The 25064-nt window shown below is 70.7% G+C and carries 21 protein-coding genes and 3 pseudogenes; 17 read left to right on the top strand and 7 right to left on the bottom strand.

The window, feature by feature from the left end; genetic code table 11:
* Positions 1-157 precede the first annotated feature (157 nt).
* The 3 genes from AQJ67_RS01975 (at position 158) to AQJ67_RS01985 (ending at position 2975) form a co-directional block, all read left to right on the top strand.
* Positions 158-538, top strand: coding sequence for an STAS domain-containing protein (locus AQJ67_RS01975; protein ID WP_062716196.1), 381 nt, complete (start codon positions 158-160; stop codon positions 536-538).
* A gap of 446 nt (positions 539-984) precedes the next feature.
* A complete protein-coding gene (locus AQJ67_RS01980) occupies positions 985-1557 on the top strand; it encodes an Rv1733c family protein (protein ID WP_062716197.1) in 573 nt (190 codons plus the stop codon).
* A 392-nt stretch (positions 1558-1949) separates the two neighbouring features.
* Positions 1950-2975, top strand: a complete 1026-nt coding sequence (locus AQJ67_RS01985) for a 6-phosphofructokinase (RefSeq protein ID WP_062716198.1) — start codon at positions 1950-1952, stop codon at positions 2973-2975.
* A gap of 17 nt (positions 2976-2992) precedes the next feature.
* On the opposite strand, the gene AQJ67_RS01990 is transcribed toward AQJ67_RS01985, so the two are convergent.
* A complete protein-coding gene (locus AQJ67_RS01990; RefSeq protein WP_062716759.1) occupies positions 2993-3883 on the bottom strand; it encodes a universal stress protein in 891 nt (296 codons plus the stop codon).
* 247 nt (positions 3884-4130) lie between these two features.
* On the opposite strand from AQJ67_RS01990, the gene AQJ67_RS01995 reads away from it, so the two are divergent.
* The 5 genes from AQJ67_RS01995 (at position 4131) to AQJ67_RS02015 (ending at position 10679) form a co-directional block, all read left to right on the top strand.
* Entirely contained in the window at positions 4131-4481 is a 351-nt protein-coding gene (locus AQJ67_RS01995; RefSeq protein ID WP_062716199.1) for a carboxymuconolactone decarboxylase family protein, read from the top strand.
* Positions 4482-4574: 93 nt separating this feature from the next.
* On the top strand, positions 4575-6071 hold the full coding sequence (locus AQJ67_RS02000) for a multicopper oxidase family protein (RefSeq protein ID WP_062716200.1): 1497 nt from the start codon (positions 4575-4577) through the stop codon (positions 6069-6071).
* Between the two features lie 467 nt (positions 6072-6538).
* Positions 6539-9370: a cation-translocating P-type ATPase gene (locus AQJ67_RS02005; protein ID WP_107122761.1), complete on the top strand. Its 2832-nt coding sequence runs from the start codon at positions 6539-6541 to the stop codon at positions 9368-9370.
* On the top strand, positions 9367-10026 hold the full coding sequence (locus AQJ67_RS02010; protein ID WP_062716201.1) for a potassium channel family protein: 660 nt from the start codon (positions 9367-9369) through the stop codon (positions 10024-10026). The genes AQJ67_RS02005 and AQJ67_RS02010 overlap by 4 nt, the downstream gene beginning before the upstream one ends.
* Positions 10023-10679, top strand: a complete 657-nt coding sequence (locus tag AQJ67_RS02015; protein WP_062716202.1) for a potassium channel family protein — start codon at positions 10023-10025, stop codon at positions 10677-10679. Before AQJ67_RS02010 ends, AQJ67_RS02015 begins: the two co-directional genes overlap by 4 nt.
* A 28-nt stretch (positions 10680-10707) precedes the next feature.
* Here the strand turns inward: AQJ67_RS02015 and AQJ67_RS02020 are convergent.
* The 3 genes and pseudogenes from AQJ67_RS02020 to AQJ67_RS02030 form a co-directional block, all read right to left on the bottom strand.
* Positions 10708-11937 (bottom strand): annotated as a pseudogene (locus tag AQJ67_RS02020) (AMP-binding protein); the annotation flags it as partial.
* 306 nt (positions 11938-12243) lie between these two features.
* Positions 12244-13272: an alcohol dehydrogenase catalytic domain-containing protein gene (locus AQJ67_RS02025; protein WP_062716203.1), complete on the bottom strand. Its 1029-nt coding sequence runs from the start codon at positions 13270-13272 to the stop codon at positions 12244-12246.
* Positions 13273-13376: 104 nt separating this feature from the next.
* Positions 13377-14246 carry a universal stress protein gene (locus AQJ67_RS02030; protein ID WP_062716204.1) on the bottom strand — a complete coding sequence of 290 codons (870 nt, stop codon included), beginning with the start codon at positions 14244-14246 and terminating at the stop codon, positions 13377-13379.
* 207 nt (positions 14247-14453) lie between these two features.
* Between AQJ67_RS02030 and AQJ67_RS02035 the strand changes: the two are divergent.
* The 5 genes and pseudogenes from AQJ67_RS02035 to AQJ67_RS02050 all read left to right on the top strand — a co-directional run bounded on the left by AQJ67_RS02035 (position 14454) and on the right by AQJ67_RS02050 (position 18196).
* A pseudogene (locus AQJ67_RS02035) lies at positions 14454-15295 on the top strand (universal stress protein).
* 75 nt (positions 15296-15370) lie between these two features.
* The gene (locus tag AQJ67_RS02040; RefSeq protein ID WP_062716205.1) at positions 15371-15976 is read left to right on the top strand and encodes an Rv1733c family protein; all 606 of its coding nucleotides are present in this window, start codon (positions 15371-15373) and stop codon (positions 15974-15976) included.
* A 40-nt stretch (positions 15977-16016) separates the two neighbouring features.
* Positions 16017-17345, top strand: a pseudogene (locus AQJ67_RS02045) (nicotinate phosphoribosyltransferase); the annotation flags it as partial.
* Positions 17346-17420: 75 nt separating this feature from the next.
* Complete coding sequence (locus tag AQJ67_RS48875) at positions 17421-17732, top strand: dsRBD fold-containing protein (RefSeq protein ID WP_167366187.1); 312 nt, start codon at positions 17421-17423, stop codon at positions 17730-17732.
* On the top strand, positions 17729-18196 hold the full coding sequence (locus AQJ67_RS02050) for an Hsp20/alpha crystallin family protein (RefSeq protein ID WP_062716206.1): 468 nt from the start codon (positions 17729-17731) through the stop codon (positions 18194-18196). Before AQJ67_RS48875 ends, AQJ67_RS02050 begins: the two co-directional genes overlap by 4 nt.
* Before the next feature lie 154 nt (positions 18197-18350).
* On the opposite strand, the gene AQJ67_RS02055 is transcribed toward AQJ67_RS02050, so the two are convergent.
* Positions 18351-19022 carry a CBS domain-containing protein gene (locus tag AQJ67_RS02055; protein ID WP_062716207.1) on the bottom strand — a complete coding sequence of 224 codons (672 nt, stop codon included), beginning with the start codon at positions 19020-19022 and terminating at the stop codon, positions 18351-18353.
* A 117-nt stretch (positions 19023-19139) separates the two neighbouring features.
* Here AQJ67_RS02055 and AQJ67_RS02060 point away from each other — a divergent pair, with 117 nt between their 5' ends.
* The gene (locus AQJ67_RS02060) at positions 19140-20063 is read left to right on the top strand and encodes a pyridoxamine 5'-phosphate oxidase family protein (protein ID WP_062716208.1); all 924 of its coding nucleotides are present in this window, start codon (positions 19140-19142) and stop codon (positions 20061-20063) included.
* 58 nt (positions 20064-20121) lie between these two features.
* The gene (locus AQJ67_RS02065) at positions 20122-21126 is read left to right on the top strand and encodes an Acg family FMN-binding oxidoreductase (protein WP_425264132.1); all 1005 of its coding nucleotides are present in this window, start codon (positions 20122-20124) and stop codon (positions 21124-21126) included.
* Between the two features lie 36 nt (positions 21127-21162).
* Here the strand turns inward: AQJ67_RS02065 and AQJ67_RS02070 are convergent, their stop codons facing one another.
* The gene (locus AQJ67_RS02070) at positions 21163-21840 is read right to left on the bottom strand and encodes a CBS domain-containing protein (RefSeq protein WP_208614887.1); all 678 of its coding nucleotides are present in this window, start codon (positions 21838-21840) and stop codon (positions 21163-21165) included.
* A 202-nt stretch (positions 21841-22042) separates the two neighbouring features.
* On the opposite strand from AQJ67_RS02070, the gene AQJ67_RS02075 reads away from it, so the two are divergent.
* Positions 22043-22918, top strand: coding sequence for a universal stress protein (locus AQJ67_RS02075; protein ID WP_062716762.1), 876 nt, complete (start codon positions 22043-22045; stop codon positions 22916-22918).
* 388 nt (positions 22919-23306) lie between these two features.
* Positions 23307-24185, top strand: a complete 879-nt coding sequence (locus tag AQJ67_RS02080; RefSeq protein WP_062716210.1) for a potassium channel family protein — start codon at positions 23307-23309, stop codon at positions 24183-24185.
* Between the two features lie 343 nt (positions 24186-24528).
* On the opposite strand, the gene AQJ67_RS02085 is transcribed toward AQJ67_RS02080, so the two are convergent.
* Entirely contained in the window at positions 24529-24834 is a 306-nt protein-coding gene (locus AQJ67_RS02085; RefSeq protein WP_159058701.1) for a helix-turn-helix domain-containing protein, read from the bottom strand.
* Positions 24835-25064: the final 230 nt, after the last annotated feature.

The following is a 25064-nucleotide window of genomic DNA, read 5'->3' on the forward strand; positions in this document are numbered from 1 at the left end:
TGTCCCCCGCCAGGGCGTTCAGGCTTGGGCCGGTCGGCCCCGATCTCCCGGCCGGACGGGGCTGCGAGCGCCGTCGGTCCGGTCGGCCGCACGGAAGCTGGCAGGAAGGGCCGATCGGCCCTTCCGCCGGCCCCGGCGTACGAGATTCGCTTGGCCCATGTACGAGAACCCCACCAGGTACTCGCCGTCCCTCCCGGCGCGCGTCGTCGCTGGTACGACCGTGGTGGAGCTGCACGGCGACATCGACCTCCTCACGGCACCGTTCCTGGCGGAACGGCTGGACGCGCTGACCGCCGGGGAGTGCCCCGATCTGGTGGTCGACCTGCGTGCCGTGTCCTTCATCGACTGCACAGGGCTCGGCGTCCTGTGCCGGGCCCGCAACCGTGTTCTGGACCGGCACGGTCGGATCCGTCTGGTCACCCAGAACGCCTGCTTCCTGCGCCTCCTGCGCATCACCGGTCTGGCGGGCGTGTTCGAGATCACCCCCGACTTGCCCGCGTCCATGGAGGCGAACGTCATCAGCGTTCCTACAGGCTGACGGGCCCTGACAGGACGTGTTCGAAAGCCTTCCCGGCGCGCGACCAGTCAGTGCGGCGGTCGTGCTGGGTGGTCAGGAACGTGAGCGGCTCCCCTTGCGCGACTTCACCGCCCGACGTCGTCCCGACCGGCTCCCCGCACGCGTCTACGAATCGCCCCCGTCATCGCCGTGGCGTCCTGCGGGCCCGGCGCCACCCGCGGCGGGCCGGTGTCGGCCTGCGCGTGCGGGTCTCCGCGCACCCACCGGCGGCTCTCGATGGACCTTCGTGAGGACCCTGCGGGCCATGCGTTCTCTGCGGGGAGCCGGGCCGATCAGGGCTGAACGTCCCGCCCCAGGGCGAAAGTTGGTCCCCATCGGTCCTCTGAGGCCGCCTGATCGGCCCAGGCCGGCGCGGGACGCCGACCGGCACGGTCAGGACAACGAAGACGCGCAGGAGGTGCGGACCGATGAGCGACGGCGCCTGCACGATGAAGCGGTTGTGGCGGTGGCGCGGCAACCCCTTGCGACGGCGTGAGGACATCATGGAGGCCTGGATCGTGCTGGCCGTCTGGGCGGTCGTCCTCGCGGGCGGCACGCTCGTCGGCCTGCTGACGGCCCACGCCGCCGACGAGGTGTTCGCCCGGCAGCGTGCCGAACGGCACTCCGTGCGGGCCGTGGTCCTCGCCGACGTCCCTGTCTCGGCCACCAAAGGAGGTGGAACACATGCCCTGGCGGGAATTAGCTGGACAGCCTCCGACGGCACGACGCAAACCGACAAGACCCTGGTGGACACGGGGCAGAAGGCCGGTGCCGAGGTCGTGGCCTGGCTGGACGGCCGGGGCGACCTCGCCACCGAGCCGCCGAGCCCCACGGAGGCCGCCATCGAGTCCGGCGTCCTGGGCACGGCCGCCGCGCTCGGACTGGCCGGCACGGCGTTCGGCGCCGGGGCCCTCGTCCGGTGGCGGCTCGACCGGCGGCGCATTGACCAGTGGGGCCGGGAGTGGGACCTGGTGGGGCCTCGGTGGGGACACAAGACGTGAGTCCGGGCAGGCATGGCGTGCCTCCGTGTGCGCTCGACAACCCGACCGGGATCGACGCCTGCCGGACGTCCCCCACCGGCGCATGAGCGCCACGGTGGCGATCGCGGGCAGCAGCGCCTTCGGCCAAAGGCCCGGTCACAGGGCCGGAGGTCCTCGGCGGCGGGGCCGCGAGGCGGGTCGCCGACGGGGCCGCTGTCGCTCATGCTGAAAGGAGAGTCACCTGGCTCTTCGAGTTCACATCAGCGGAGGTGACCCGGGCGCTGCTGCCCGCGAGGTGAAGGCCGATGACGGGCCTGCCGCTCTCGCCGACGGCCTCCTCACCGTCATCATCCCCGAGGCACAGCCGGCGGTTGCGAGCCGGCCGACGTCACGCGCAGAGAAGGGAGGAGGCCATGAAGGTCGGAGTGCTGACCGGTGGCGGCGACTGCCCCGGCCTCAACGCCGTGATCCGCAGCGTCGTCCGCAAGGGCATCCAGGAGTACGGCTTCGATTTCGTCGGCCTGCGGGACGGCTGGCTCGGTGCCCTTCAGGGCGATGTGGTGCCGCTGGACATCTCCAGCGTGCGGGGGATCCTGCCACGCGGCGGAACCATCCTCGGTTCCTCCCGTACGAACCCGTTCAAACATGAGGACGCGGTGCAGCGCGTCAAGGACACCCTTGCCGCGCACCAGGTGGACGCGCTCATCGTGATCGGCGGCGAGGACACGCTCGGTGTGGCCGCCAACCTGAGCCAACAGGGGGTCAATCTGGTCGGCGTGCCGAAGACCATCGACAACGACGTGTCCGGCACCGACTACACCTTCGGCTTCGACACGGCCGTAGGCATCGCGACGGAGGCCATCGACCGCCTCCACACCACCGCCGAGTCGCACATGCGCACCCTGGTGGTGGAGGTGATGGGGAGGCACTCCGGGTGGATCGCCCTGCACGCCGGCGTGGCGGGCGGCGCCAACGTGATCCTCATCCCGGAGCGGCCGTTCGACATCGATCAGGTCTGTGCGTGGGTGAAGAACCGATTCAAGATCCACTATGCGCCGATCGTCGTCGCCGCCGAGGGAGCGGTCCCCATCGAGGGGCAGATGATCCTCAAGGACCGGACCCTGGACGAGTTCGGACACGTGCGGCTGTCGGGCATCGGCGAGTGGCTCGCCCAGGAGATCGAGGAGCGCACCGGCACGGATGCCCGTACGACTGTCCTCGGCCACGTCCAGCGCGGCGGCACTCCGAGCGCCTTCGACCGGTGGCTGGCCACGCGCTTCGGGCTGCATGCCGTCGACGCGGTCAAGGACGGTGACTACGGCAAGTTGGTCGCCCTGCGCGGCACCCGGATCATCCGCATCCCTCTCGACGGCACCAGGGCGAAGACCAAGCTGGTGGACCCGTCGCTGTACGACGAGTTCGAGGTGTTCTTCGGCTGATCCACTCCCTGTCGGCGTCACCCGGCGTGTGGCACGACCGCCACCGGGCAGCGGGTGTGGTGCAGTACGGCGTGGGTCACCGGCCCCAGTTGGCCCTCGGGCGCCTGCGGGTCGGAGCGGCGGCCCACGACCAGCAGGTCCGCTCCCCGGGACGCGTTCAGGAGGGCCTCTGCGGGGTGCAGCAGGACGACATCCGTGCGGGTTGCAACTTGCGGGTACTTGTCCTGCCGCGTACGCAGCGCGTCGGACAGTCGCAGGACCTCTTGGTCCTCCCAGGTGGCGCGGTCCTCCTCGGTCACGAACAGCTTCTGAGGAGACACGGCCTCGGCGGGAAGCGCCCATGCCTGAACGACCCGCAGAAGCGCACCGCGCGCCTCAGCCGCCGCGAACGCGAAGTCCGCCACCTCACCGACCGGACGGTGCGCGTCGAAACCCACCACCACCTGAGCCACGCCGCCTGCCACCCGCGTCCCGTCTCCGAAGCCCCCGACCGGCCGTTCGGGCACGAGCACCACGGGACATTCGGCTGCCGCCGCGACGCGTTGGGCCACCGAACCGACCGCGAGTCCGTCGAAGCCACCGGAGCCTCGTGCTCCGACCACCAGAAGGCCGGCGTCGCCGGCCGCGCCGAGAAGTGCCACGGCCGGAGCGTCGGCGGCCTGCTCGCCCCACACCTGGAGGTCCGGGTAGCGGGCGCCGAGGTCGGCGATCACCCGCTGGAGCATGCGCTCACCCACGTGGTGCAGCGTTTCGGCGGCCTGGACCGGGACGGGATCGCCCGGAAGCGGTGGAACGGCGTGCACGAGCCGCAGCGGAACCCCGCGCAGCTGCGCCTCCCGCGCGGCCCAGTCGGCTGCGGCCAGGCTCGGTTCGGATCCGTCGATACCCGCCAGCACCGGGTGCCCCATCGCGTCCTCCTTCACCGGCCGTGTGCGCATCCGTCCGCAGGAGAAGCCAGCGACTCCTTCGCCCCTTCCTCCACTGTTCCACGGCAGGCCCCGAAGGTCCCGGCGAAAGAGCCGTCCGGCCCCTCCACTCCGCTCCACCGCGGCGCGTCAATGGAGAAAACGCGGCATACGGGAAGTGGCCATGCCGACCGTTGAGCAGCGCCGAGACGGACACGGGCGTCCGCCGAACCAAGGAAGGAGCAGAACCATGACCTACGGCACACAGGTGCGAGGCGAGCTGCGGGCACCCGCCCGAGACCTGCGAAAAGCAATCCCGCAGGTGTACGAGGGGTACCGGCAGCTGCACGACAGCGCGCTGACCGCCGGCGCGCTGGATGCCAAGACCAAGGAACTGATCGCGCTGGCCATCGCGGTGAGCAAGGAGTGCGACGGCTGCATCGCCGCCCATGCCCACGCCGCGGTCCGGCAGGACGCCACCGAGCAGGAGGCGGCCGAGGCGATCGGGGTCGCGATCCTGATGAACGGCGGGCCGGGCACCGTGTACGGGCCCCGTGCCTTCGCCGCGTTCCGCGAGTTCCAGTCGGAGGCGAACCCGTGACGGTGGCTGACCGCTGGCTCCCAGCACAGGGTCGTGGTCGGATGGGTGTGGGCCAAGCCCCGTCGTGCGTATGTAGGCGTAGAGAGTCACACCATGAACGACATCAGCCGCCGCTCCGTCCTGCTGGCCGCGCTCGGCGCCGCGGGAGCCGGCGCGCTCGCCGCCTGCGCCAGCGGCTCCGGCAGCGCACCCACCCTGGTCAGCCCCTCCGGCCCGGCGGTCACGGCCGCCGAGAAGAAGCGCGCCGGAAGAGGCACGGTACGCAACATGAACCTCACCGCCGCTCCGGCCGTACTAGACCTCGGCGGCGGGCTCACCGCCGAGAGCTGGGCGTTCAGCGGCCAGACCCCGGGCGGGGAGATCCGCGTCTCCGCCGGCGACACCCTGGCCGCCGAGCTCTCCAACCAGCTACCGGACAGAACCACCACGTCCCTCCACTGGCATGGCATCGCCCTGCGCAATGACATGGACGGCGCACCCCCGGTCACCCAGCCTGCCGTGCAGGCGGGTTCCACGTTCACCTACCGCTTCATCACCGGCACTCCCGGGACGTACTTCGTCCACCCCCACATCGGCGTCCAGCTCGACCGCGGTCTGTACGCCCCGTTGATCGTCGAGGACCCCGACGAACCGCTGTCCTATGACGACGAATGGGTCGTGGTCCTGGACGACTGGATCGACGGCGTCACCGGCACCCCCGACGAGGTCTACGCCGAACTTCGGCAGGGGATGGGCGCAGGCATGCACAGGGACGGGTTGATGCCGATGGGCGCCACGAGCGACCTGCTCGGTGGCGACGCCGGCGACGTGAAGTACCCGTACCACCTGGTCAACGGCCGGATCCCCGCCGCCCCCGTCGTCCACAGGGGAAGGCCCGGCGATCGGGTCCGCCTGCGCATCATCAACGCGGGCGGGGACACGGCCTATCGGGTGGCGCTGGGCGGCCACCGGATGACCGTCACCCACACCGACGGGTATCCCGTCGAGCACCGGGAAGTCGATGCGCTGCTGATCGGCATGGGTGAGCGGTACGACGTCCTGGTCACCCTCGGCGACGGCGTCTTCCCCCTCGTCTCGCTGGCCGAAGGCAAGGGCGCCGCCGGCATGGCGCTGGTTCGCACCGGTGCCGGTTCCGCCCCGAGCCCGAGCGTGCGGCCCAAGGAACTGGACGGGAAGATCGTCACCGCCGCGCAGCTGCGCGCGACCGACGACGTCCGGCTGACCTCGAAGAAGCCCGATCGCGTCCACCGTGTCGAGCTGACCGGCGGCATGCATCACTACAACTGGGCCATCAACGGCGTGCGGTTGGACATGAGCGATCCGGCCGCGCACCCGCTGATCGTCGAAGCCGGTGAGCGGGTCCAGCTGGACTTCGTCAATCGCAGCACGATGTGGCACCCGATGCACCTGCACGGCCACACCTACGAACTCGGCGCCGACGGCCCGCGCAAGGACACGGCCATCGTGCTGCCGAAGAAGACGCTGTCCGTCGTCTTCGACGCCGACAACCCAGGGCAGTGGATGCTCCACTGCCACAACGCCTACCACGCGGAGGCCGGGATGATGGCCGTCCTCGGCTATCGGGACTGACGTTCGCCCTGGCGCCCGTAATGCGAGCGCCCCGGCCTTTCCAGCAAAGTGCCCCCACCCACACAGGGCCGGGCGGCACGCTACGGTCACGCACCCGGGAGGCCATGGCGTGGCAGCGCTCGGCTGCAGGGGCGAGGCTGGAAGGACAGCGGACGGGCTGCTACCGGGGAGATCCTCTGGAGGCAGCCATGACAGACGGTCGCGGGCCGCACCGCGACGTACCCGGACGTGGAGCCGCACCGCGGAGTCGCCCATGGCTCCCCTGGCACGGCGGCTCTGCCCCGAACGGCCCTGGTGATGTCGGCGGACCCGGCACACGATGAGAGAGCGCCGCCGTTCATGGGTGGCGAACCGGCGAGACGTCAGCCGACTTCCCTGGAGTCCGCGATGCCATTCTCAGCCCCGTTCCTCCGCCCGATCCGGCCGATTCCACCGGTGCCGAGGACCTCGTCGCCGTACGGGATCGGATGATGCGCACCAGTACGGACCCGCTGGTACCGGGAGGCGGGACGGGCGGGACGGCCGGGACCACGTCCGGTTCCGGTTCGCGTCCTGCGGTGCGGGAGATCGCCGCCGGTGAGGTCTTTGCCGCATTGGACACGTCACGGCGCGGCCTGGCGGCGGATCGGGCCCGGGCGAGGCTGGAGCAGTACGGGGCCAACGAACTGCCGCGTGCGGGACGCCGCGCCATGTGGCGGCCGCTGATGGCGCAGTTCACGGACCTCTTCGCGGTGGTGCTGATCGTCGCCTCGGGGATCACTTTCCTGGCGTACGGCCTTCAGGAGCCGCGTGACGTGGGCACCCTGCAACTGGCGGTGGCGATCCTGGGCGTGGTGGTGCTGAACGCCGTCATCGGCTTCGCGCAGGAGTACTCGGCCGAGCGGACGGCCCAGGCGCTGGAGGCGATGGTGCCCCACACCTGCAGGGTGCTGCGCGGCGGCGAACGGCTGGAGCTGCCGGCCCGGGAGCTGGTGCCGGGTGACGTGGTGCTGCTGGAGGCCGGCGATGCGGTGTCGGCGGACTGCCGGGTGGTCGAGGCGCACGAACTCGCGGTGAACAACGCCCCGTTGACCGGGGAGAGCAACGCGGTGGGCCGTACGGCCGACGCGGTGGCCGCCGGACCACCGCTTCAGGCCCGCAACTGCGTGTTCATGGGGACCGACGTCGTCGCCGGGTCCGGGCGGGCCGTGGTCTTCGCCACCGGTCCCACGACCGAGTTCGGGCGGATCTACCGGCTGGCCGCGGCTGCGCCACGGCAGAAGACCCCGCTGCAGCTCCAGGTGGCCTTGATGGCGCGACGGGTGGCGGGGGCGGCCCTGGCGATCGGTGCCCTGATGTTCGCTGTACGGCTGCCCGCCGGGGAGTCCGTGGTGACCTCGTTCGTGTTCGCGCTGGGGGTGATGGTGGCGCTGGTACCGGAAGGGCTCCCCGCCACCCTCTCGGTGTCCCTCGCGATCGGCGTACGGCGGATGGCGCGCCGCCACGCCCTGATCAAACAACTGCTGGCGGTGGAGGCACTCGGGTCGACCACCGTCGTCTGCACCGACAAGACCGGGACCCTCACCCAGGCGGAGATGACCGTCACCCAGGTCTGGGCCGGGGGTGCGCCGCACCCCGTGAGCGGTGTGGGGTACGCGCCTGACGGCGAGGTCGCCGACGCTGCGCCGGTGCGCGAGCTGCTGCGAGTAGCGGGCCTGTGCTGCAACGCACGGCTGGTGCCGCCCGCCGGCCCGGAGGGTCGGGAGCACTGGCGGGTGCTCGGTGACACCACCGAGGGGGCGCTGCTCGTCGTCGCCGCCAAGGCCGGGCTCGACCTGGACACGGAGGAGTCGGCGGCCCCGCGTGTGACCGAGTTCCCCTTCGACTCGACCCGCAAGCTGATGACCACGGTGCACAAGAGCGGGGCTCGCTACCAGGCGTGCGTCAAGGGAGCGCCCGTGGAGCTGCTGGCGCGGTGCACCGACGTGGAGTGGGAAGGGCGGCGCGGGCCGCTGACCGGGCAGGAACGGGCGGCAGTCGTCGGGGCGAGTGACGCGCTGGCGTCGCAGGGGCTGCGGGTGCTGGCCGTCGCGCGGCGGGAGCTGGACGGACCCCGCCCCACGCAGGACGAGGCCGAGTCCGGACTCACGCTGCTGGGCCTGGTCGGCATGCTGGACCCACCACGTCCGGAGGTCACCGACGCGGTCGCCGCCTGCCGCGGTGCAGGCATCCGGATCGTCATGGTCACCGGCGACCACCCCCTCACCGGGGAAGCGGTGGCGCGCCGCGTAGGGATCGTACGGCGGCCGGATCCGCTCGTGGTGACGGGCACCCGGCTCGACACGATGGACGACGAGGCGCTCGACGCGCTGCTCGCCGAGCCGTCGGAACTGCTGCTGTGCCGGGTCAGCCCGGAGCACAAGATGCGTGTGGTCACCGCCTTCCAGCGGCGCGGCGAGGTGGTGGCGGTCACCGGCGACGGGGCGAACGACGCCCCTGCCCTCAAGCACGCGGACATCGGCGTGGCCATGGGAGCGTCGGGGACCGACGTGGCCCGGGAGGCTGCCTCGATAGTGCTGCTGGACGACTCGTTCGCCTCCATCGCGACAGCCGTACGGCTCGGCAGATCCGTCTACCAGAACATCCGCAAGTTCCTCGTCTACGTTTTCAGCAGCAACATCGGCGAGCTCGGCCCGATCCTGGCGGCGGCGTTCGCCGGGTTCCCACTGGTGCCCATCAGCGCGGTGCAGATCCTGGCGATCGACCTGGGCTCCGATGTGATGCCCGCCTTGGCGCTGGGCGCGGAACGACCCGAGCCCGACGTGATGGACCGCCCGCCGCGCTCCCGCCACGAGCGGCTGTTCTCGCTGGCGGTGGTGGGCCGCATCCTGTTTCTCGGCGGCATCCAGGCGCTCGGCGTGTGCGCGGTGTTCTTCTGGCACATCCATTCCTCCGGCATCCCGTTCGACGACTTCACCGAGGACAGTGCCGTGTACCAGAAGGCCGTCACGCTGGCCCAGGGTTCGATCGTGCTCAGCCAGTTCTTCGTCTCCCTCGCCGTGCGCACCGAACGGCAGAGCATTCTGAAGGCCGGACTCCTGTCCAATCGCGCCTTGCTGGCGGCGGGAGGTCTCGGAGTCTCCCTCATGGCCGTGATCAGCTATCTGCCGCCACTGCAGGCCGTCTTCAACACCGCCCCGCTCAACGCCGCCGACTGGGCGGTACTGGCCGGGCTGGGCATCATGCCCCTGCTCGCGGACGAGGCCCGTAAGGCGTGGCTGCGCCGACGCGCCGAACGCCGGAAAGGAGCTCCGCGATGAAGGTGATCGTCGTCGGCTGCGGACGGGTGGGCTCAACCCTCGCCGGTCTGCTCGCCGTGGAAGGGCACGACGTGGCTGTCGTCGACCGGCGTCCCAAGGCGGCCCGACGGCTGCCCGACCACCCCCGCATCCGCTTCCGCGAAGGCAACGGCTACAGCCGCGCCGTGCTCCGGACCGCCGGGATCGAGCACGCGGACGCGTTCGTGGCCGTCACCTCCGGCGACAACAGCAACATCGTCAGCGCGCGCACGGCGAAGGAGACCTATCGGGTGCCGATCGTCCTGGCCCGCATCTACGACCCCCGGCGGGCCGACATCTACCGCGAACTCGGGATCCCCACCATCGCCAGCGTCCGCTGGACCGTGCACCAGATCCACCAGATGCTGCTGCACCGCCATCTGAGCCCTGAACTCAGCTTCGGCAACGGAGAGACGCTGCTCGTGCGCTCCGAGGTGCCCGGCTACCTCGTCGGGCGGCGGCTGACCCAGTTCGACGTCGACGGCGAGATCCGCGTCGTCGAGGTCACCCGCGCCGGCCGCTCCATGATCCCCTCGCACGGCACGCCCGCGCAGGCGGGCGACCTGGTCACCTTCTCCGTCGCCGCCACCGCGCTGGGCAGACTGCGTGCCTTTCTCGACAAGGAGCTGGGGACGTGAACGTGCTCATCACCGGCGCGGGACGCCTGGGCACCCAGATCGCCCAGGTGCTCTCCGCGGCCCGCGACGAGGTCACGCTGATCGACATCGACGACGACCGCCTGGCCGAACTGGAAGGCCGGATCCAGGTGCGGCTGGTGACGGGCGACGCCTGCGAACCGGCCCTCCTCGAACAGGCCGGTGCCCTGACCGCCGACCTCGTCATCGCCACGACCGGTGACGACGAGGACAACCTCGTCATCAGCCTGCTCGCCAAGCGGCAGTTCTCGGTGCCCCGCGTGGCCGCCCGGGTCAACGATGCCGACAACGCCTGGCTTTTCGACGAACGCTGGGGCGTCGATGTCGCCGTCCCCGCCGCCACCCCGCTCATCTCCCTCATCGAGGAGGCCACCGGGGCCACCGACACGGTCGCCCTGCTGCGGCTCAGCAAGGCCGGCGTCGACGTCATCGAGACGGCCATCACGCCGCAGTCCAAGGCGGTGGGCAGGGTTCTGGGCGACATCCGGCTGCCCGAAGGGACGGTCGTCGCCACGATCGTCCGCGAGGGACAGCCCACCGTGCCGGATCCGGCGATCCGGCTCGCGGCCGGGGATGAACTCCTGCTCGTGTCGCACTCCGCGACCGAGCAGGAGATCCACGCCGCGTTCCAGTGAACCGCCCGGATCCGGAGCCGCCGAGCGGTCAGCTCCGAGTCGTCCGAGCCGCCCAGCGCCGCCGCACGCCGTCCTCGTGTTCGGCCTGCTCCAGGGCCAGGTCGGCCTGGTCGAGCGTCTCGCGCTCGAGATCCGGGGTCGGCCCGACACCGGGCCGTAGCGACACGAACGCCTTGACCACGTTCCCGGCCACCGGGTCCGGCCGTCCGATCACCCCAGCCTCGGCCACCGACGGGTGCTCCATCAGCGCGCTCTCCACCTCGAACGGGCCTATCAGATGCCCCGCCGACTTGATGACATCGTCCGCGCGGCCCACGAACCAGTACCAGCCCTCCGCATCCCGTCTGACAAGGTCTCCGGTCAGGTACCAGCCGTCCGCGAACGCGGCGTCGTAGCGCTCCTTGTCGTGCAGATAGCCGCGGAACATCGACGGCCAGCCCGGCCTCAGCGCCAGCTCGCCCTCGACGTCGGGGCTTGGCACCTCCGAGACCCTGCCATCGATGACCAGAGCCCGGCCGTCCTCGCCCTGCTCCAGCACGGCCGCGTCGACACCGGGCAGCGGACGTCCCATCGAGCCGGGCCGGATCTCGCAGGCCGCGAAGTTCGCGATCATGATGCAACCGGTCTCCGTCTGCCACCAGTTGTCGTGCACCGGCAGGCCCAGCACGTCCCGGCCCCACACGACGGCCTCCGGGTTGAGAGGTTCACCGACGGAGGCGATGAAGCGCAGGGCCGACAGGTCATAGGAGCGCGGCAGGTCGTACGGGCCCTGGCGCGGAGTGGCGCGCATGAGCATGCGCAGGGCCGTGGGGGCCGTGTACCAGACCGTGACCCGCTGCTCGCCGAGGATCCGGTACCAGCGGCGGGCGTCGTAGTCGCCCTCGTCCACGACCACCGTCACGCCGTGGACGAGCGGGGCGATGATGCCGTACGACATGCCGGTGACCCAGCCGGGGTCGGCGGTGCACCAGTACACGTCCTCGGGGTGCAGATCGAGGGCGTACGGGGCGGTGGCGGCGGACATCAGGTCGTCGAAGGAGACTGTGCCGGGCAGCTCCCCGGCACCGGGGCCGACGATCAGGACGTGCTTCAGTCCGGGAACCGCTGACCGGCGCTCGGCGACCTTGCGTCGGTAGAGGGCCGCGGTGGTGACCAGGACCTGAGCGTCGCCGAGCCGCAGCCGCTGTTCCACCGGGTCCGGGCCGAAGGCGGAGAAGAGCGGGCAGAGCACGCTGGTGTTCTTCAGGGTGCCAAGTGCATGGGCTGCTCCTCCCGGCACTGCCCCCGGTCTCCAGAGTCGCCGAGCCCGGCTCTGTCTGCACCTCGGCCGCAGGACACGGCCGGATTCGGTCGGGCTGCGGTATGAGGCGGGCGTGTCCGGAGCCGAGGGCCGCCCACTTCTGGGCCCGAATCACACGGTGCGCGGCCCCTGTTCCGCTACTCCGCGTCTCGCTGTAGCCCTCGGCTCAATTCCATGGCACCGCCACTCGCCGGCGACTTGTAGGGCCGGACGGCCTTGAACGGGGGTCCGATCGGCCCGGGGGCCGCTTTCGGACCGGGGGATTCACTCGCGGTGCAGCACGACTTTGAGGGCGCCCGTGGTGGTGCCCTGCGAGAACACCTCGTAGGCCTCCTCCATCCGGTCGAGGGCAAGGGTGTGGGTGACCAGCTGGGAGACGGGCAGGCGTCCGAACCTCACCAGCTCCAGCAGCCAGGGGGTCGAGGAGGTGTCCACCTGGCCGGTGCTGATCGTCACGTTCTTGCGCCAGAGGGATTCGAGATGCAGCGTGACCGGTTTGCCGTGCGTGCCGACGTTGGCGATATGCCCTCCTGTGCGGACGGCACGTGTGCCCAGGACGAAGCCGTCCGGCTCTCCCGATGCCTCGATGACCACGTCCGCTCCCGGCTCCTCGGACAGCTCGGCGATCATCCTGCCCGGCAGTTCGGCGGCATCTGCGCCCAGACGGGCGGCGGCTTCCAGCCGGGCGGCGGACAGGTCCACGACGATGATCCGGCGGGGCGAGTAGAGACGCGCGATGACGACCGCGGCGAGACCGACGGGGCCGGCTCCCACGACGACCACCACATCCCCCGGGCTGACATGTCCGTTCCGCACGCCGACCTCATAGGCGGTGGGGAGGACTTCGGCGAGCAGGACGGCATCGCTCAACGGGAGGGCCGAGGGCCGTCGGTGGGTGGAGTATTCCGCGAACGGCACCCGCACGAACTCGGCCTGCGTCCCGTTGATCAGACTCCCCAGGATCCAGCCACCACCCCCGCGGCATTGCCCGCCCATGTTGTCGCGGCACGCCCGGCAGCGGCCACAGGCCGAAACGGACGACACGATCACCTGACTCCCGGGACGCAGATCGTGGACATCGCTGCCGACCTCCACAACCTCGCCCACGGCCTCGTGGCCGAGAATCGTCCCGGGTTTCACCTCGGGGAGATCTCCTCGCAGGATATGCAGATCACTGCCGCAGACGGTGGTGGCGTCGACACGCACGATCGCGTCGGTCGCCTCCTCGATCGCGGGGTCCGGTGCGGTGTCCCAGGAGATCTGTTCCGGGCCGTGGTAGACGAGCGCTCGCACGGTACTCACTCCCTCGTTCCGTCACCTCCACGGTCACGCGGGCCGGACTCCCGGGCAACACGGTTGCCGCGTCCCGCGGGCCGGCCCGGTCGTATGGATCCGGCTCAGTCATGAGGAACGACAGCGACGGGGCAACTCCCGTGATGGATGGCGGCTTGGGCCACGGGGCCCAGGTGCGGTGCCAGGCCGTGCCGGTGTGCACGTCGGCCGACAACCAGCAGGGCGGCGCCCTCTGCGGCTCGTACGACGGCCTTGGCCGGGCTTTCGAGGCGGATGCTGTCGACCACCTCCACCCGCGGGTACTTCTCATGCCAGAGGCGGAGCGCCTTGCTCAGTTCCTTCTGTGCGTCCCGCTTCAACTCTTCGGTGATGTTGTGGTCCACACCCCACGGCACGCGGGCGTGGAGCGGCACGCTGCGTCCGTGGACGGCCAGCAGGGGAACGCCCCTGGCCGCGGAGCTGTGGAAGGCGAAGTCGAGCAGGTCGTCGGAGGACCCGTGCAGCTTCAGTGCCACGACCACGCGGCTCACCGATGCCACGGGTGCCGCCCCCTGCGGGGTCTCGGCGCGGACCAGCACGACCGGCCGCTCGGCCCGTGCCACGACAGGCATGCTGACGTCGCCCAGGAAGTAGCTCTCGACGGGCTCCAGCCCTCGGGAACCGAGCACCGTCATCTCGGACTCCGACGCGGCTTGGAGCAGCGCCTTCTGGGCGTCTTCGGCGACCAGGTTCCCCACGATGGACAGGCCCGGGTGGCGTGCTTGGAGCTCCGCCTGCGCGGTGTGGACGAGGCGCTTCGCCCAGTAGTTCTGATCGACTTCCGAGGGGACGCGGGTCGGTTCCGGTGCCAGCAGTGGCCACGCGTGCAGCAGACGCAGGGTGAGCCCCCGCTTCTCGGCCTCATCGGCGGCCCAGCGGGCGGCGGCGATGCTCTCGGGTGAGCCGTCGAGGCCCACGGTGACGGCTGGTTGCATGGCGGCGGCCTCCGTCTCGTACGAAGCTGGAATGGACGGTGAATGACGGTGACCGAGTCCGATGGTGTGGATGGTCCGGACCGCCCCGACATGCCGTGCGTGGGTGCTCTTTCCTTCGAGGATTACCCCAATCTCGTCCGCGGCGCATGTGGACCTGTGAAGGAGAGCGCCGCGGACGTGGAGTCCGGCACGAGAGGAGCCGGGGCGGTGTCGATTCCCCTGGTGGTCGGCGTCGACGGGTCCAAGGCGAGCCTGGAGGCGGTGGACTGGGCCGCCGACGAGACGGTACGGCACGAGGTGCCGCTCCACCTCCTGCACGCCGGGGCAAGTGATCACGAGACATCCGAGGTTCGGCTTGAGGATGCGGCCTCCGCCTTGGTCAACAAAGGGTGCAACGCCTTCGCGCTGGTGCTGGGCTCCCGAGGGCTCGGCGATCTCGCCGGGAAGCTCCTGGGCTCGGTCAGCCTGACCGTGGCGGCACGGGCCGACTGCCCCGTCGTGGCGGTGCGCGGCGCGGCGCGGCGGAGCACCCGGTTCGGGAGTGTCGTGGTCGGTGTCGAGGGCGGGCAGGGCAGCGGCACGGCTGTCCAGTTCGCGTTCCGTGAGGCCCACGTGCGGCGCTGCCGGCTGGTGGCCGTGCACGCCGGAAGCGCACCGTTCGGCGCCTTCGCCGCACCTCAGGCCCCGCCGTCGTACGCCCTGGCGGCCCGTCGGCGGCCACCGGCCCAGGTGCTCGACGAAGCCCTGCGTGCTACGGCGGAGGTCTACGGGGACGCCCCGGTGAGCGGAAGCCTGATCGAGGTACCGACACGCCAGGCACTGTTGGAGACGGCGTCACGGGCGGACCTGCTGGTCGTCGGCGCCCGCAGGCGACAGGGCACCTGGGTTTGCAGCTGGGACTGATCAATCACGCGGTACTGCATCACGCGCCGTACCCGGTCGTGGTCTCCCCGGACATGACCGCGCTGGGGCCTGGCAGGGTCAGATCACGGCGGCGGCAGCCCTTGTGGGGCCGGACGTCGGCTCCGCAGGGACTTTCGGCCCAGTGACCGGGCTCCGGTCGCCGTTCGATGGTGAGACGGAGACACGAGGGAACGGACCAGCAACCCGCTGGAGGCCGACTCATGAGTGCACAAGGATCACCGTCCGCGTCCGGCCCGCCCCCACCGCGCCAGGAGCCCAGCTCGAAGGGATCGAATCCCCTGAGCCGTACGACCGACAGGATCGAATCCTGGTGCCTCCGTATCTTGCTGCTCGTCTTCGTCCTCGGACTGCCGGCGGCCGCGCTCAGCGCGGGACTGACCGCGTACGAGTCTTCGATGCGCGCCGTGCAGTCCCAGTCGGAGCAGCGGCACGAGGTCACCGCCCGGCTGACATCGGACGTCAACGGCGGTGCCGAGGACGCGAAGCGGCTGGCGCAGGTCCGCTGGACCGACGTCAACGGCTTGGCGCGGACGGGAAGCGCCCTGGTGGAGCCGGGGACGCTCAAGGGCGCGGCCGTGCGAGTGTGGGTGAGCCGGGACGGAACCATCACCGATCCGCCGATGAGCACACTCAACGCCACGACCACTGGCTGGCTCGTGGGCGCCATGGCGGCGGGCGGCGTGACCGCCGGGTTCTTCGCGGCGCGGGCAGGTACACGCCGTGTGCTGGACCGCAGAAGGTACGCGCACTGGGACGCCGAATGGGACCTGGTGGAACCCCAGTGGTCAGCGCGCTTCCACAAGTGACGGACGGAGAGACCGGGCGACGGCCAGGGAGATGACGCCCATGTCGGATGCCATGACCACCGATCTGTACGAAGTCACGATGGCCATGTCCTATCTACGGGAGGGCATGACCGGCCCGGCGACCTTCAGCCTCTTCGTCCGCGACCTGCCTCCTCAACGGGGCTTCCTGGTCGCGGCAGGGCTGGAGTCGGCTCTGGACTACCTGTCGGGACTGCATGTCGGCCGCGAGGACGTCGACGCCTTCGCCTCGGCCCTTCACCGGCCGCCCCGGGACCTCCGTGCCCTGCTGGGCCTGGAGTTCACGGGCGACGTGCGGGCCGTGCCGGAAGGGCGGATCGTGCTGGCGGGAGAGCCGCTGCTGGAGGTGACCGCACCGCTTCCGCAGGCGCAGTTGGCTGAGACGTATGTGCTCAACCAGCTCAACCATCAGACCGCGCTCGCCTCGAAGGCCGCACGCTGCGTGCTCGCCGCGGCCGGGCATCCGGTCGTGGACTTCTCACTGCGGCGGGCCCACGGCACGCAGTCCGGGTTCCAGGCCGCCCGCCTCGGTGCGATGGTCGGCTTCGCCGGGACCAGCAACGTGGCCGCGGCCACCGCTACCGGCATCCCTGCCGTCGGTACCATGGCGCATTCCTTCGTGGAGGCGTTCGCCACCGAGGAAGGCGCGTTCCGCGCCTTCGCGCGGTCCCACCCCGGGCCGGTGACCTTGCTGGTGGACACCTACGACACCGAGGAGGGCGTCCGCGTCGCGGCGCGCGTCCTGCGGGACCTGGACCGCGGGCCGGGCTCGGCCGTACGGCTGGACAGCGGCGATCTCGGGGCGCTGGCGGCCCGGGCACGGGCCGTCCTCGACGGCGCGGGCCTGCCGGACGTCCGGATCATCGCCAGCGGTGGTCTCGACGAGTACGCCGTGGACGACCTGGTCCGCTCCGGCGCGCCGATAGACACGTACGCCGTCGGCACCCGCGTCGGGGTCTCGGCCGACGCCCCGTTCCTGGACTCCGCCTACAAGATGGTGGAGTACGAAGGCCGACCGGTGATGAAGCTGTCCTCCGCGAAGGTCACGGCACCCGGCCCCAAGCAGGTCTTCCGCCGCTCCGGATACGCCGACGTGATCGGCCTGGCCGACGAGCAGCCTCCTGACGGCAGCGGGTCGTTGCTGGAGACGGTGATGCGGAACGGGCGGCGCACCGGCGACGGGCCCACGCTCGACGAGTGCCGGGCGAGATTCACCGCGGACCTGGAAGGACTGCCGACGGCAGCCCGTCGTATGCGCAAACCGGACCCGCCTCACGCGACGACGTCCGAGCGGCTGCGCGCACTCACTGCCGGAGTACGACGCCGTATCGACGAGGGGGCGTCCGGCCCCCGCCCCACGGCGACCGGACGCAGAACGAAGCGCGCCCGGATCACATCGGTTCATGCCGAGGTGAGGAGGAGAGCTATGCCGCACACGGCGGAATGGAAGGTTCGTCTCCACCTTTTCGAGGGCGACGAGAGGACGACGAAGGCACGTGTGGTGCTGGACACCGGTACCACGACGCTCACCGGCCAGGGGGCCGCGCACTGCAATCCGGCGGACATGAACGTGCCCGAGATCGGCGACGAGCTGGCGGCGAGCAGGGCCATGAACGACCTCGCCCAAAAGCTGCTGAACGTCGCCGAGCGTGACATCGAAGGCCTGGGCGTGTCCCGGTCAGGTCACTGGACGGCCCATGTGAACGCCGGGACCGGAGGCAAGGAGGAACAGCCATGACACATCCCGTACGACGCAGCACGGGTGCCCATCCCGCGTGGGATCCCTTCCGTGAGATCGAGGATCTTCGCACCCGCATGGACCGGCTCATGCACGCGACCTTCCCCATCACCGGATTCCCCGAGTTCGACACCGCCGAGGCATGGGCGCCGCTGACCGACGTCGAGGACCGCGAGGACGCCTACCTGGTAGAGCTGGAGCTCCCCGGCGTGGACAAGGACCAGATCACCGTGGAGGTCGTCGAAGGCGAACTGGATGTCCACGGAGAGATCAAGGAAAGGGAACGCACCGGAGTGGTCCGCAGGCACACCCGCCGCATCGGACAGTTCGACTACCGGGCCACCCTGCCCCCCAACGCCGACACGGAGCACGTCAGCGCTGATCTGACCAACGGGGTGCTCACGGTGCGTGTTCCCAAGACCGAGAGGGGGAAGTCGCAGCGCGTCGAGATCACCGGCGGCTGAGCCGGGTGCGGACGTCCTGGTCCGTGCCCTCCTGCTCAGCGGGTTCGGCCGGTCGGTGCCCGTTGCCTCGAAGGGCCGACGGTGCCCTCACCGCCGGCCTTCCGTGTGCGCCCACGGTGCCGCAGGTCTCTCAGCCGCCCACGCGGACAGTCCCTCAGACGGCGGGCGAAGTTCCGGTGTCGTCCGTCCTGTACGCGATGTGCTCGCCGACCGACACCACGCCGTCGACACTCCGGCACAGCCGCGCGACGACGGGGATCAGGCTCCTGAACTCCACGGTGCCACCTAGGCTGACCTGGCCTTCGTGCACCTCGACCGTCACGTCCGAGGGATCGAGCCCCAGCGTCTGGCGCAGCACGTCGACGGCGATCTCGTCTCGGATGGCGTCGTCACGGCGAAGGAAGACCCGCAGCAGGTCACCGCGGCTGACGATACCCAGAAGCCGGTCCGTCTCGTCCACCACGGGCAGCCGCTTGACGTGGTGGGTTTCCATCAGCCGGGCGGCCTCGACCACGTTCCACTCCGGACGGGCGCAGACCGCCGGTGCCGACATCAGTTCCTCGGCGCTGGCCCCCTCGGCCTTGGCTCGCTCCCACGCCTCCAGATGCGGCACCGGGGCTCTGCCCGACGGGTCGGTCTGATCGGCGCTCTTGCGCAGCAGGTCGGCCTCCGACACCACGCCGACGGGATGGTCGCGATCGTCGACCACGGGTACGGCGGTGACGTCGTTCTCCGTCAACAGCCTGACGATCTCCTTGAACGGCGTGTCACGCCGGGCCCGGACGACGTCCCGGGTCATGAGTTCCGCGACCGTTCGGTGGTGCATGTTGCCTCCCGGATACGGGCCGCCCGCCTCATGCAGATGGGGCTTTCGGCCCCATGCGGCGAGGTGTCGAGCGTGGCACGTTGGATACAGCACCATTCTGCGGAGAGGGCGGCGATCATGCGAGCTCACCTCGGCGACCATCTCGTCATCGAAAGCCCGGCGACCGGCGCCAGCAGGCGCGACGGTGAGATCGTCGGACTCCACCACGAGGACGGAACACCTCCCTACGACGTGCACTGGTCGGACACGGACGAAGTGACGCTCGTGTTCCCCGGCCCCGACGCGCACGTCCACCATGCCGAGCACGGACAGCCCGGCACCGCCCACGAGCCTTCCCGGCCGCGGACGGGTTCGGCGGAGGCCGGTACCCCGGCCGCCCGGCCGACCGGAACACTCAACCCCGGCGACATCGGCCGGCGCGTGGCCGTCGAACGCCGGAGGCAGAAGCTCAGCCGGGGGGAAACAGCCCGCCGCGCACGAATGTCGCCCGAGTATCTGGCCTACCTGGAGGAACGGCCCGCCGACCCGACTGTGGCGACGCTCATCAGGCTGGCCGACGCGCTGGGCACCACCGTCACCGCCCTGCGCGGCGGAGGGTTCGACCTCCCGCCCGGTCAAGGCCACGCGCTGCTGCACCCTCAGCTGCGCGACCTCGGCCCGGAGGAATGCCGCACCCTGCTCTCCACGCACGGGGTGGGCCGTATCGCGGTGTCGACCTCCGACGGCCGCCCGGCGGTCGCCCCGGTCAACTACGAGTTCGTCGACGACGCCATCGTGTTCCGGACCGCGCCCGACACCTTGCCCGCGGCGGCCGTCGGAACGGACGTCGCCTTCGAGGTCGACCACGTCGACGAGGCTCTGAGCCAGGGCTGGAGTGTGCTCGCGGTCGGCCCGGCAAGCGTTGTGACGGAGCCCGACGCCGTGCGCAGCCTCGCCCGGCACGCCCACACCACGCCGTGGCCGGGCGGTCAACGCGAGATGTGGGTGTCGATCCGGCCCACGAGTCTCACAGGACGCCGCATCACTCCGGCCGATCAGTAGGCGGCCGGGGGCTGTGGCCCCGTTCCGGCGTGCCGCCGACTCGTGAGGGGAGGCTCCGGTGAGCCGACAAGTGAGCCCGCACGCACCGTCCGACGAAGAACTGACGTCCCTGGTCCACGACGCCGTGGCCGCACCGTCGATGCACAACGCTCAGCCCTGGCACTTCCGCTATTTCCGGGGCACCCGCACGTTCGAGTTGCTGGCGGACTTCGACCGCGCCATGCCGCACTCCGACCCCGACACCCGCGGCCTTCATCTCGGCTGTGGCGCTGCCCTGCTGAACCTTAGGGTCGCCGTGATCCATGAGGGCCGGCACCCGGAGACCAGGCTGCTGCCCGACCCCACCGACCCGGCGATGCTCGCGAGCGTGCGGTTGACCGGCTCCGCGGGCGGCGAGAGCGATCTCGCCGCGCTGTATCCGGCGATCCATCAACGGCACAGCAGCCGCTACCCGTTCGAGGAGACGCAGATCCCCGAGGCCGTGCGGGAAGCTCTCGGCGCGGCGGCTCGCGGGGAGGGAGCGACCCTGTCGTTCCCCACCTCCTGGCATCTGCGGGACGTGCTGGAACTGATCCAGGAGGCCGAGGCGCGCAACGTCACCGCCCCCGACCGCGACCAGGACCTGGCGCAGTGGACCCAGCTCGATGCCCACTCGGCGACCACGGACGACGACGGCGTCCCGCAGTACGCCTTCGGTCCGCGCAAGCGCGGGGGCAGGGCTCCCATGCGCGACTTCGCCGGCGCCCGGCAGGTGGCGGGACGGGACGCCGCGGACTTCGAACGCAACCCTCAACTGGCCCTGGTCAGCACGGTTCACGACCGCCCGGAGGACTGGCTCCGCGCCGGGCAGGCCATGCAACGCGTCCTGCTGCTGGCCACCCTGAAGGGCCTGTCCACCTCCTTCGCCACCCAGCCCTTCGAATGGACAGACCTGCGTTGGCCGCTGCGCGACCCGGCGACCGGGACGGGCTACCAGCAGTTGCTGCTGCGCCTCGGATACGGGCCCAAAGGCCCCCGCACACCGCGCCGCCCGGTGACGGAGGTACTCGACATCCGGCCCTGACCCACCCAGACCACCTGCTCAGACCGCCTGCTCAGGTCACCGCGCGGCCTCCGGCCGGTCCGGGTCCGTGTCCTCGCCGCCAAGCCGGGATTCGACGCCCACCACGCCCTCAACGGCCCGGACGAGGCGCTCGGCGACCCAGACCAGCGAGGTGTCCTGGACCCCTCCGCGCAGCGTGACGACCCCGTCGTGCACGGACACGTGGATGGTGTGACTGAGTGCCGGGAACAGGTAGGACACCACGGTGCGCCGGACTTCCTCCTCGATGTCCTCGTCCGACCGCAGGAAGACCTTCAGCAGGTCGGCACGGCTGACGATGCCCTGTAGCCGGTCCTCGTCATCGACCACGGGCAGCCGTTTGAGGTGCTTCACGGCCATGATCCGAGCTGCTTGGGCCAGGGTGACGTCGGGATGGACCGTGACCGCGGGAGTGCTCATGAGTTCCTCGGCGGTCAACGCACCCGCCTTGGCAAGATCGGACAGGCGCCGGATCTGCTCGGAGCGAGGGAGGTCGCGGTCCCGGAACTCCTCCTTGGGCAGCACGTCCGCCTCGGAGACCACACCGATGACCCGCCCGTCGCCCTCCAGAACCGGTACGGCACTGACCTTCCACTGCTCCATGGCCCGCACGATCTCCTTGAACCGCGCGTCGCGACCGACGGCCACCACGGGCAGGGTCATCACATCGCCCACGATGTGCGGAGTGTCAGGCATGTCCCGGGTCCTTCAGGGGTGCACAAGAGGAGGGGTTCGGCTGTATCCCTATCTCTCCAGCATCGCCCCGACCCGGCGTACCGCAAACCGGCCGAAGACCACCCGAACCGAGAACCAGTCGCATGTCGCGGCGGTCCGCAGGCGGTGCGACGGTAGTCACAGGGGGCCTTACAGCAGCCGGACGGACAAGGCGGTGGCGGCGATGGAACTCCCGGTGGTCGTGGGCGTCGACGGATCGGACTCCAGTCTGCTGGCGGTCGACTGGGCGGTGGACGAAGCGGCCCGCCACGGGCTGCCGGTACGCCTGCTCTACGCCTCCCTCTGGGAGCGTTACGAAGGAGGCCGGCCGTCCCTCAGTACCGATCGCCCTGCTGAGGAGGTCATGACGCAGCACATCATCGCCTCCTGTACGGAACGTGCCCGGTTGCGCAATCCCGAGGTGAAGGCATCGGGCGAGGTACTGCCCGACGATGCCGTGTCTGTACTGCTGGGAGCAGGGCATGAGGCGTTCGCCCTGGTCACGGGCTCCCGCGGGCGCGGCGAGGTCTCCGGGCTGCTGCTGGGGTCGGTCAGCCTCTCGGTGGCAGCTCGCGCGGTGTGCCCGGTCATCGTGGTCCGTGGCTCGGAGCGGAACCTTCGAGGATCCTTCGGCCGGGTCGTGGTGGGCGTCGGCGACTCGACCGACGGCGAGGGCGCCGTACGATTCGCCGCCCGCGAGGCAAAGGCGCGCGGCTGTGCCCTCACCGCCGTACGGGCCTGGCGCAGCCCGGCTCACGAGCACGTGGAACACCCTCTCATCGCGGACGACGCCTCGGGAGCGCATGAGGAGCAGGCTTCCGACCGCCTCGCCGACGCGCTCCGTGAAACCGTACGGGAGCACCCCGAGGTCGAAGTACACCGTCGGCCCGTCGAAGGCCCCGCCCACCGCGTCCTGCTGAAGTCATCGTCCGATGCCGATCTGATCGTCGTCGGCGCCCTGCGCCGGCACGGCCACTTCGGTCTGCAACTCGGCAGGGTCGCCCACGCCTTGCTGCACCACTCAGAGTGCCCGGTCGCCGTCATCCCCCGGCAGGTCTGAGGCTTCGCATCACGGGCCGGACTTCCATCGCTTCTGCAGCGGCCATGGCCCGGTCCCGGTCGGCTCGCCAGTGGCCGGTAACGTCCTCGCGTGTCCCCAGTCCCGTCAGACCACGTTGGACCAGGTCCGGGGGGGGTGTCGACGCACAGCGTCGGCGCGTACAGCGGAGATCAGTGGGCCCGGCGCAGGGGGGTCACCGATCCCCGTAGCTCCGACCGACCGGGCCGTCGCCCTCGCTCGCAGGGAGACCCGCACGCTCGTGATGCCGGCGGGATGATCCGCGCGGATGGGCGTGCCGGGCCCCGCGTCTGCCGCGTGATCCGTCAGTTTGGGCCTGGGCTCCGAGAGCGGGGCTCCGCGCCGGGTGTCAGTGCTGTGGGAGACGTGCATGGAGTGGTTGGTCTCGCTGTTCGGTGCCGGGCTCGTCATGGTCAGCTTGCGGGACCTGTTCCACACGCTCTGGCACCCCACCCGCCACGGCGGTCTGAGCCGCCTCGTGATGACGGCGCTGTGGCGGCTGGCCCGGCGCTTTCGTGGGCGCAGGCGAGTGGTCGGGCTCGTCGGACCGCTCGCCATGGTGACGGTGGTGGGCATGTGGGCCGGGACCGTCGTCATCGGCTGGGCCGTCGTCTACTGGCCGCACATGCCGGAGTCGTTCGCTTTCTCACCCGGTTCCGAGGCGGCACAGGAGCCGGCGCTGCTCGACTCCCTGTACCTCTCGCTCGTCACCGTGGCCACCCTGGGCCTGGGAGACATCGCACCCGGCGAGGGCTGGCTCCGCCTGATCTCACCGCTGGAAGCCCTTGTCGGCTTCGCCCTGCTGACGGCCACGGTGTCCTGGGTACTGGAGATCTACCCGGCGCTGACCCGCAGGAGAGTCCTCGCCATCCGGCTGGCGCTGCTGCGCGACGCGGATCCGACGCCCGGTCAGCTCGACTCCACGGCGGGAGCCCTGCTACTGGACAGCCTGGCCACTGAGGTCGTACGCGTCCGCATCGACTTCACCCAGTACGCCGAGGCGTACTACTTCCATGACGGCGACGACAACTCGTCACTGGCTGCCATCGTCGGTTACGCCGCCGTACTCGCCGAGCACGGACAGGCAGCATCACTGGCCGAGGTACGACTGGCTGGTGACCTGCTGGCCGGCGCACTGAAAGACCTCTCCACGATCCTTGACCAGCGTTTCCTCCATACGGGAGGGTCACCGGCGGAAGTGTTCGCCGAGTACGCCACCGACCATGGCCGCGGCGTCACGCAGCCCTGAGCCAGGGGCCCCCAGGTATTCCCAGCCTCCAAGCATGATCCAGCTGTTGATCAGGAACGTGGGAAACGACCACGGACAGCGTGTGGAACCATCTGCAAAGCCACCTCCTTGACGCTCCTGGACACCGGTATTTCGCCGACGCTCGCGGCGAACGGCTGCCTCAGAGCTTTCCCGGATCCACGGCCTCGGGGGTGGTCACAGGCAGCCGGCCACCGGAGCCGTCCACTACGGCACCCCTTCCCGGTGACTTCCCCGCGCCCCCTCCGGCCGGGACGTCCCAGGCGGGTTCGCACCGCCCTCCGCATCGCCCTGGCTGCAAGCCCTGTCCGCACGGCACAGACGGTCACGGCGTCCCCGAAAACGCCGTCCCGCCCGCAGCGGCCGCCCGGACTGCGACTGGTCCCGGCCAGAGTTGTGAGTCGAGGGCGTCCTCCAGGCGGGTGAGGGTGCCGATGTCCGGGAGGACCTCGCCGTTGAGGACGCGGGCGACGGTGGAGTGGGCGACATGCGCCACCTCGGCGAGGCCCCGCAGGGACAGCTCGCACGATCGCATCGTCCGGTCCAGGTCACGGGCGAGCAGCAGGCCGCAGTGTGCGCTCAGCGGGGCGGTGGGCGCGAGGACCACCTCGGGCCAGGATCCGTCGGCCACGTAAAACAGAGGGTATTTGTCGTTGTTGCTGCGGGGCATGGCCCGAATCGTGCCATGCGGCTACGAGCCTTCCGGCAGACCGGAAAGCTACCCGGCTTACCAGAGCCCGCCCGCGAAGGCCGGGCCGTACGAGCCCTGCCGAGCTGTGCGCAATGCCGTGTCCAGCTTTCCGGCCGCCACGCCATGGCCGCCTCCCGCGGGGACCCCAGGGGCCGGGGCCACCCGGTCCG

Origin of the sequence: Streptomyces caeruleatus, assembly GCF_001514235.1 — a bacterium.
Lineage (GTDB): Bacteria > Actinomycetota > Actinomycetes > Streptomycetales > Streptomycetaceae > Streptomyces > Streptomyces caeruleatus.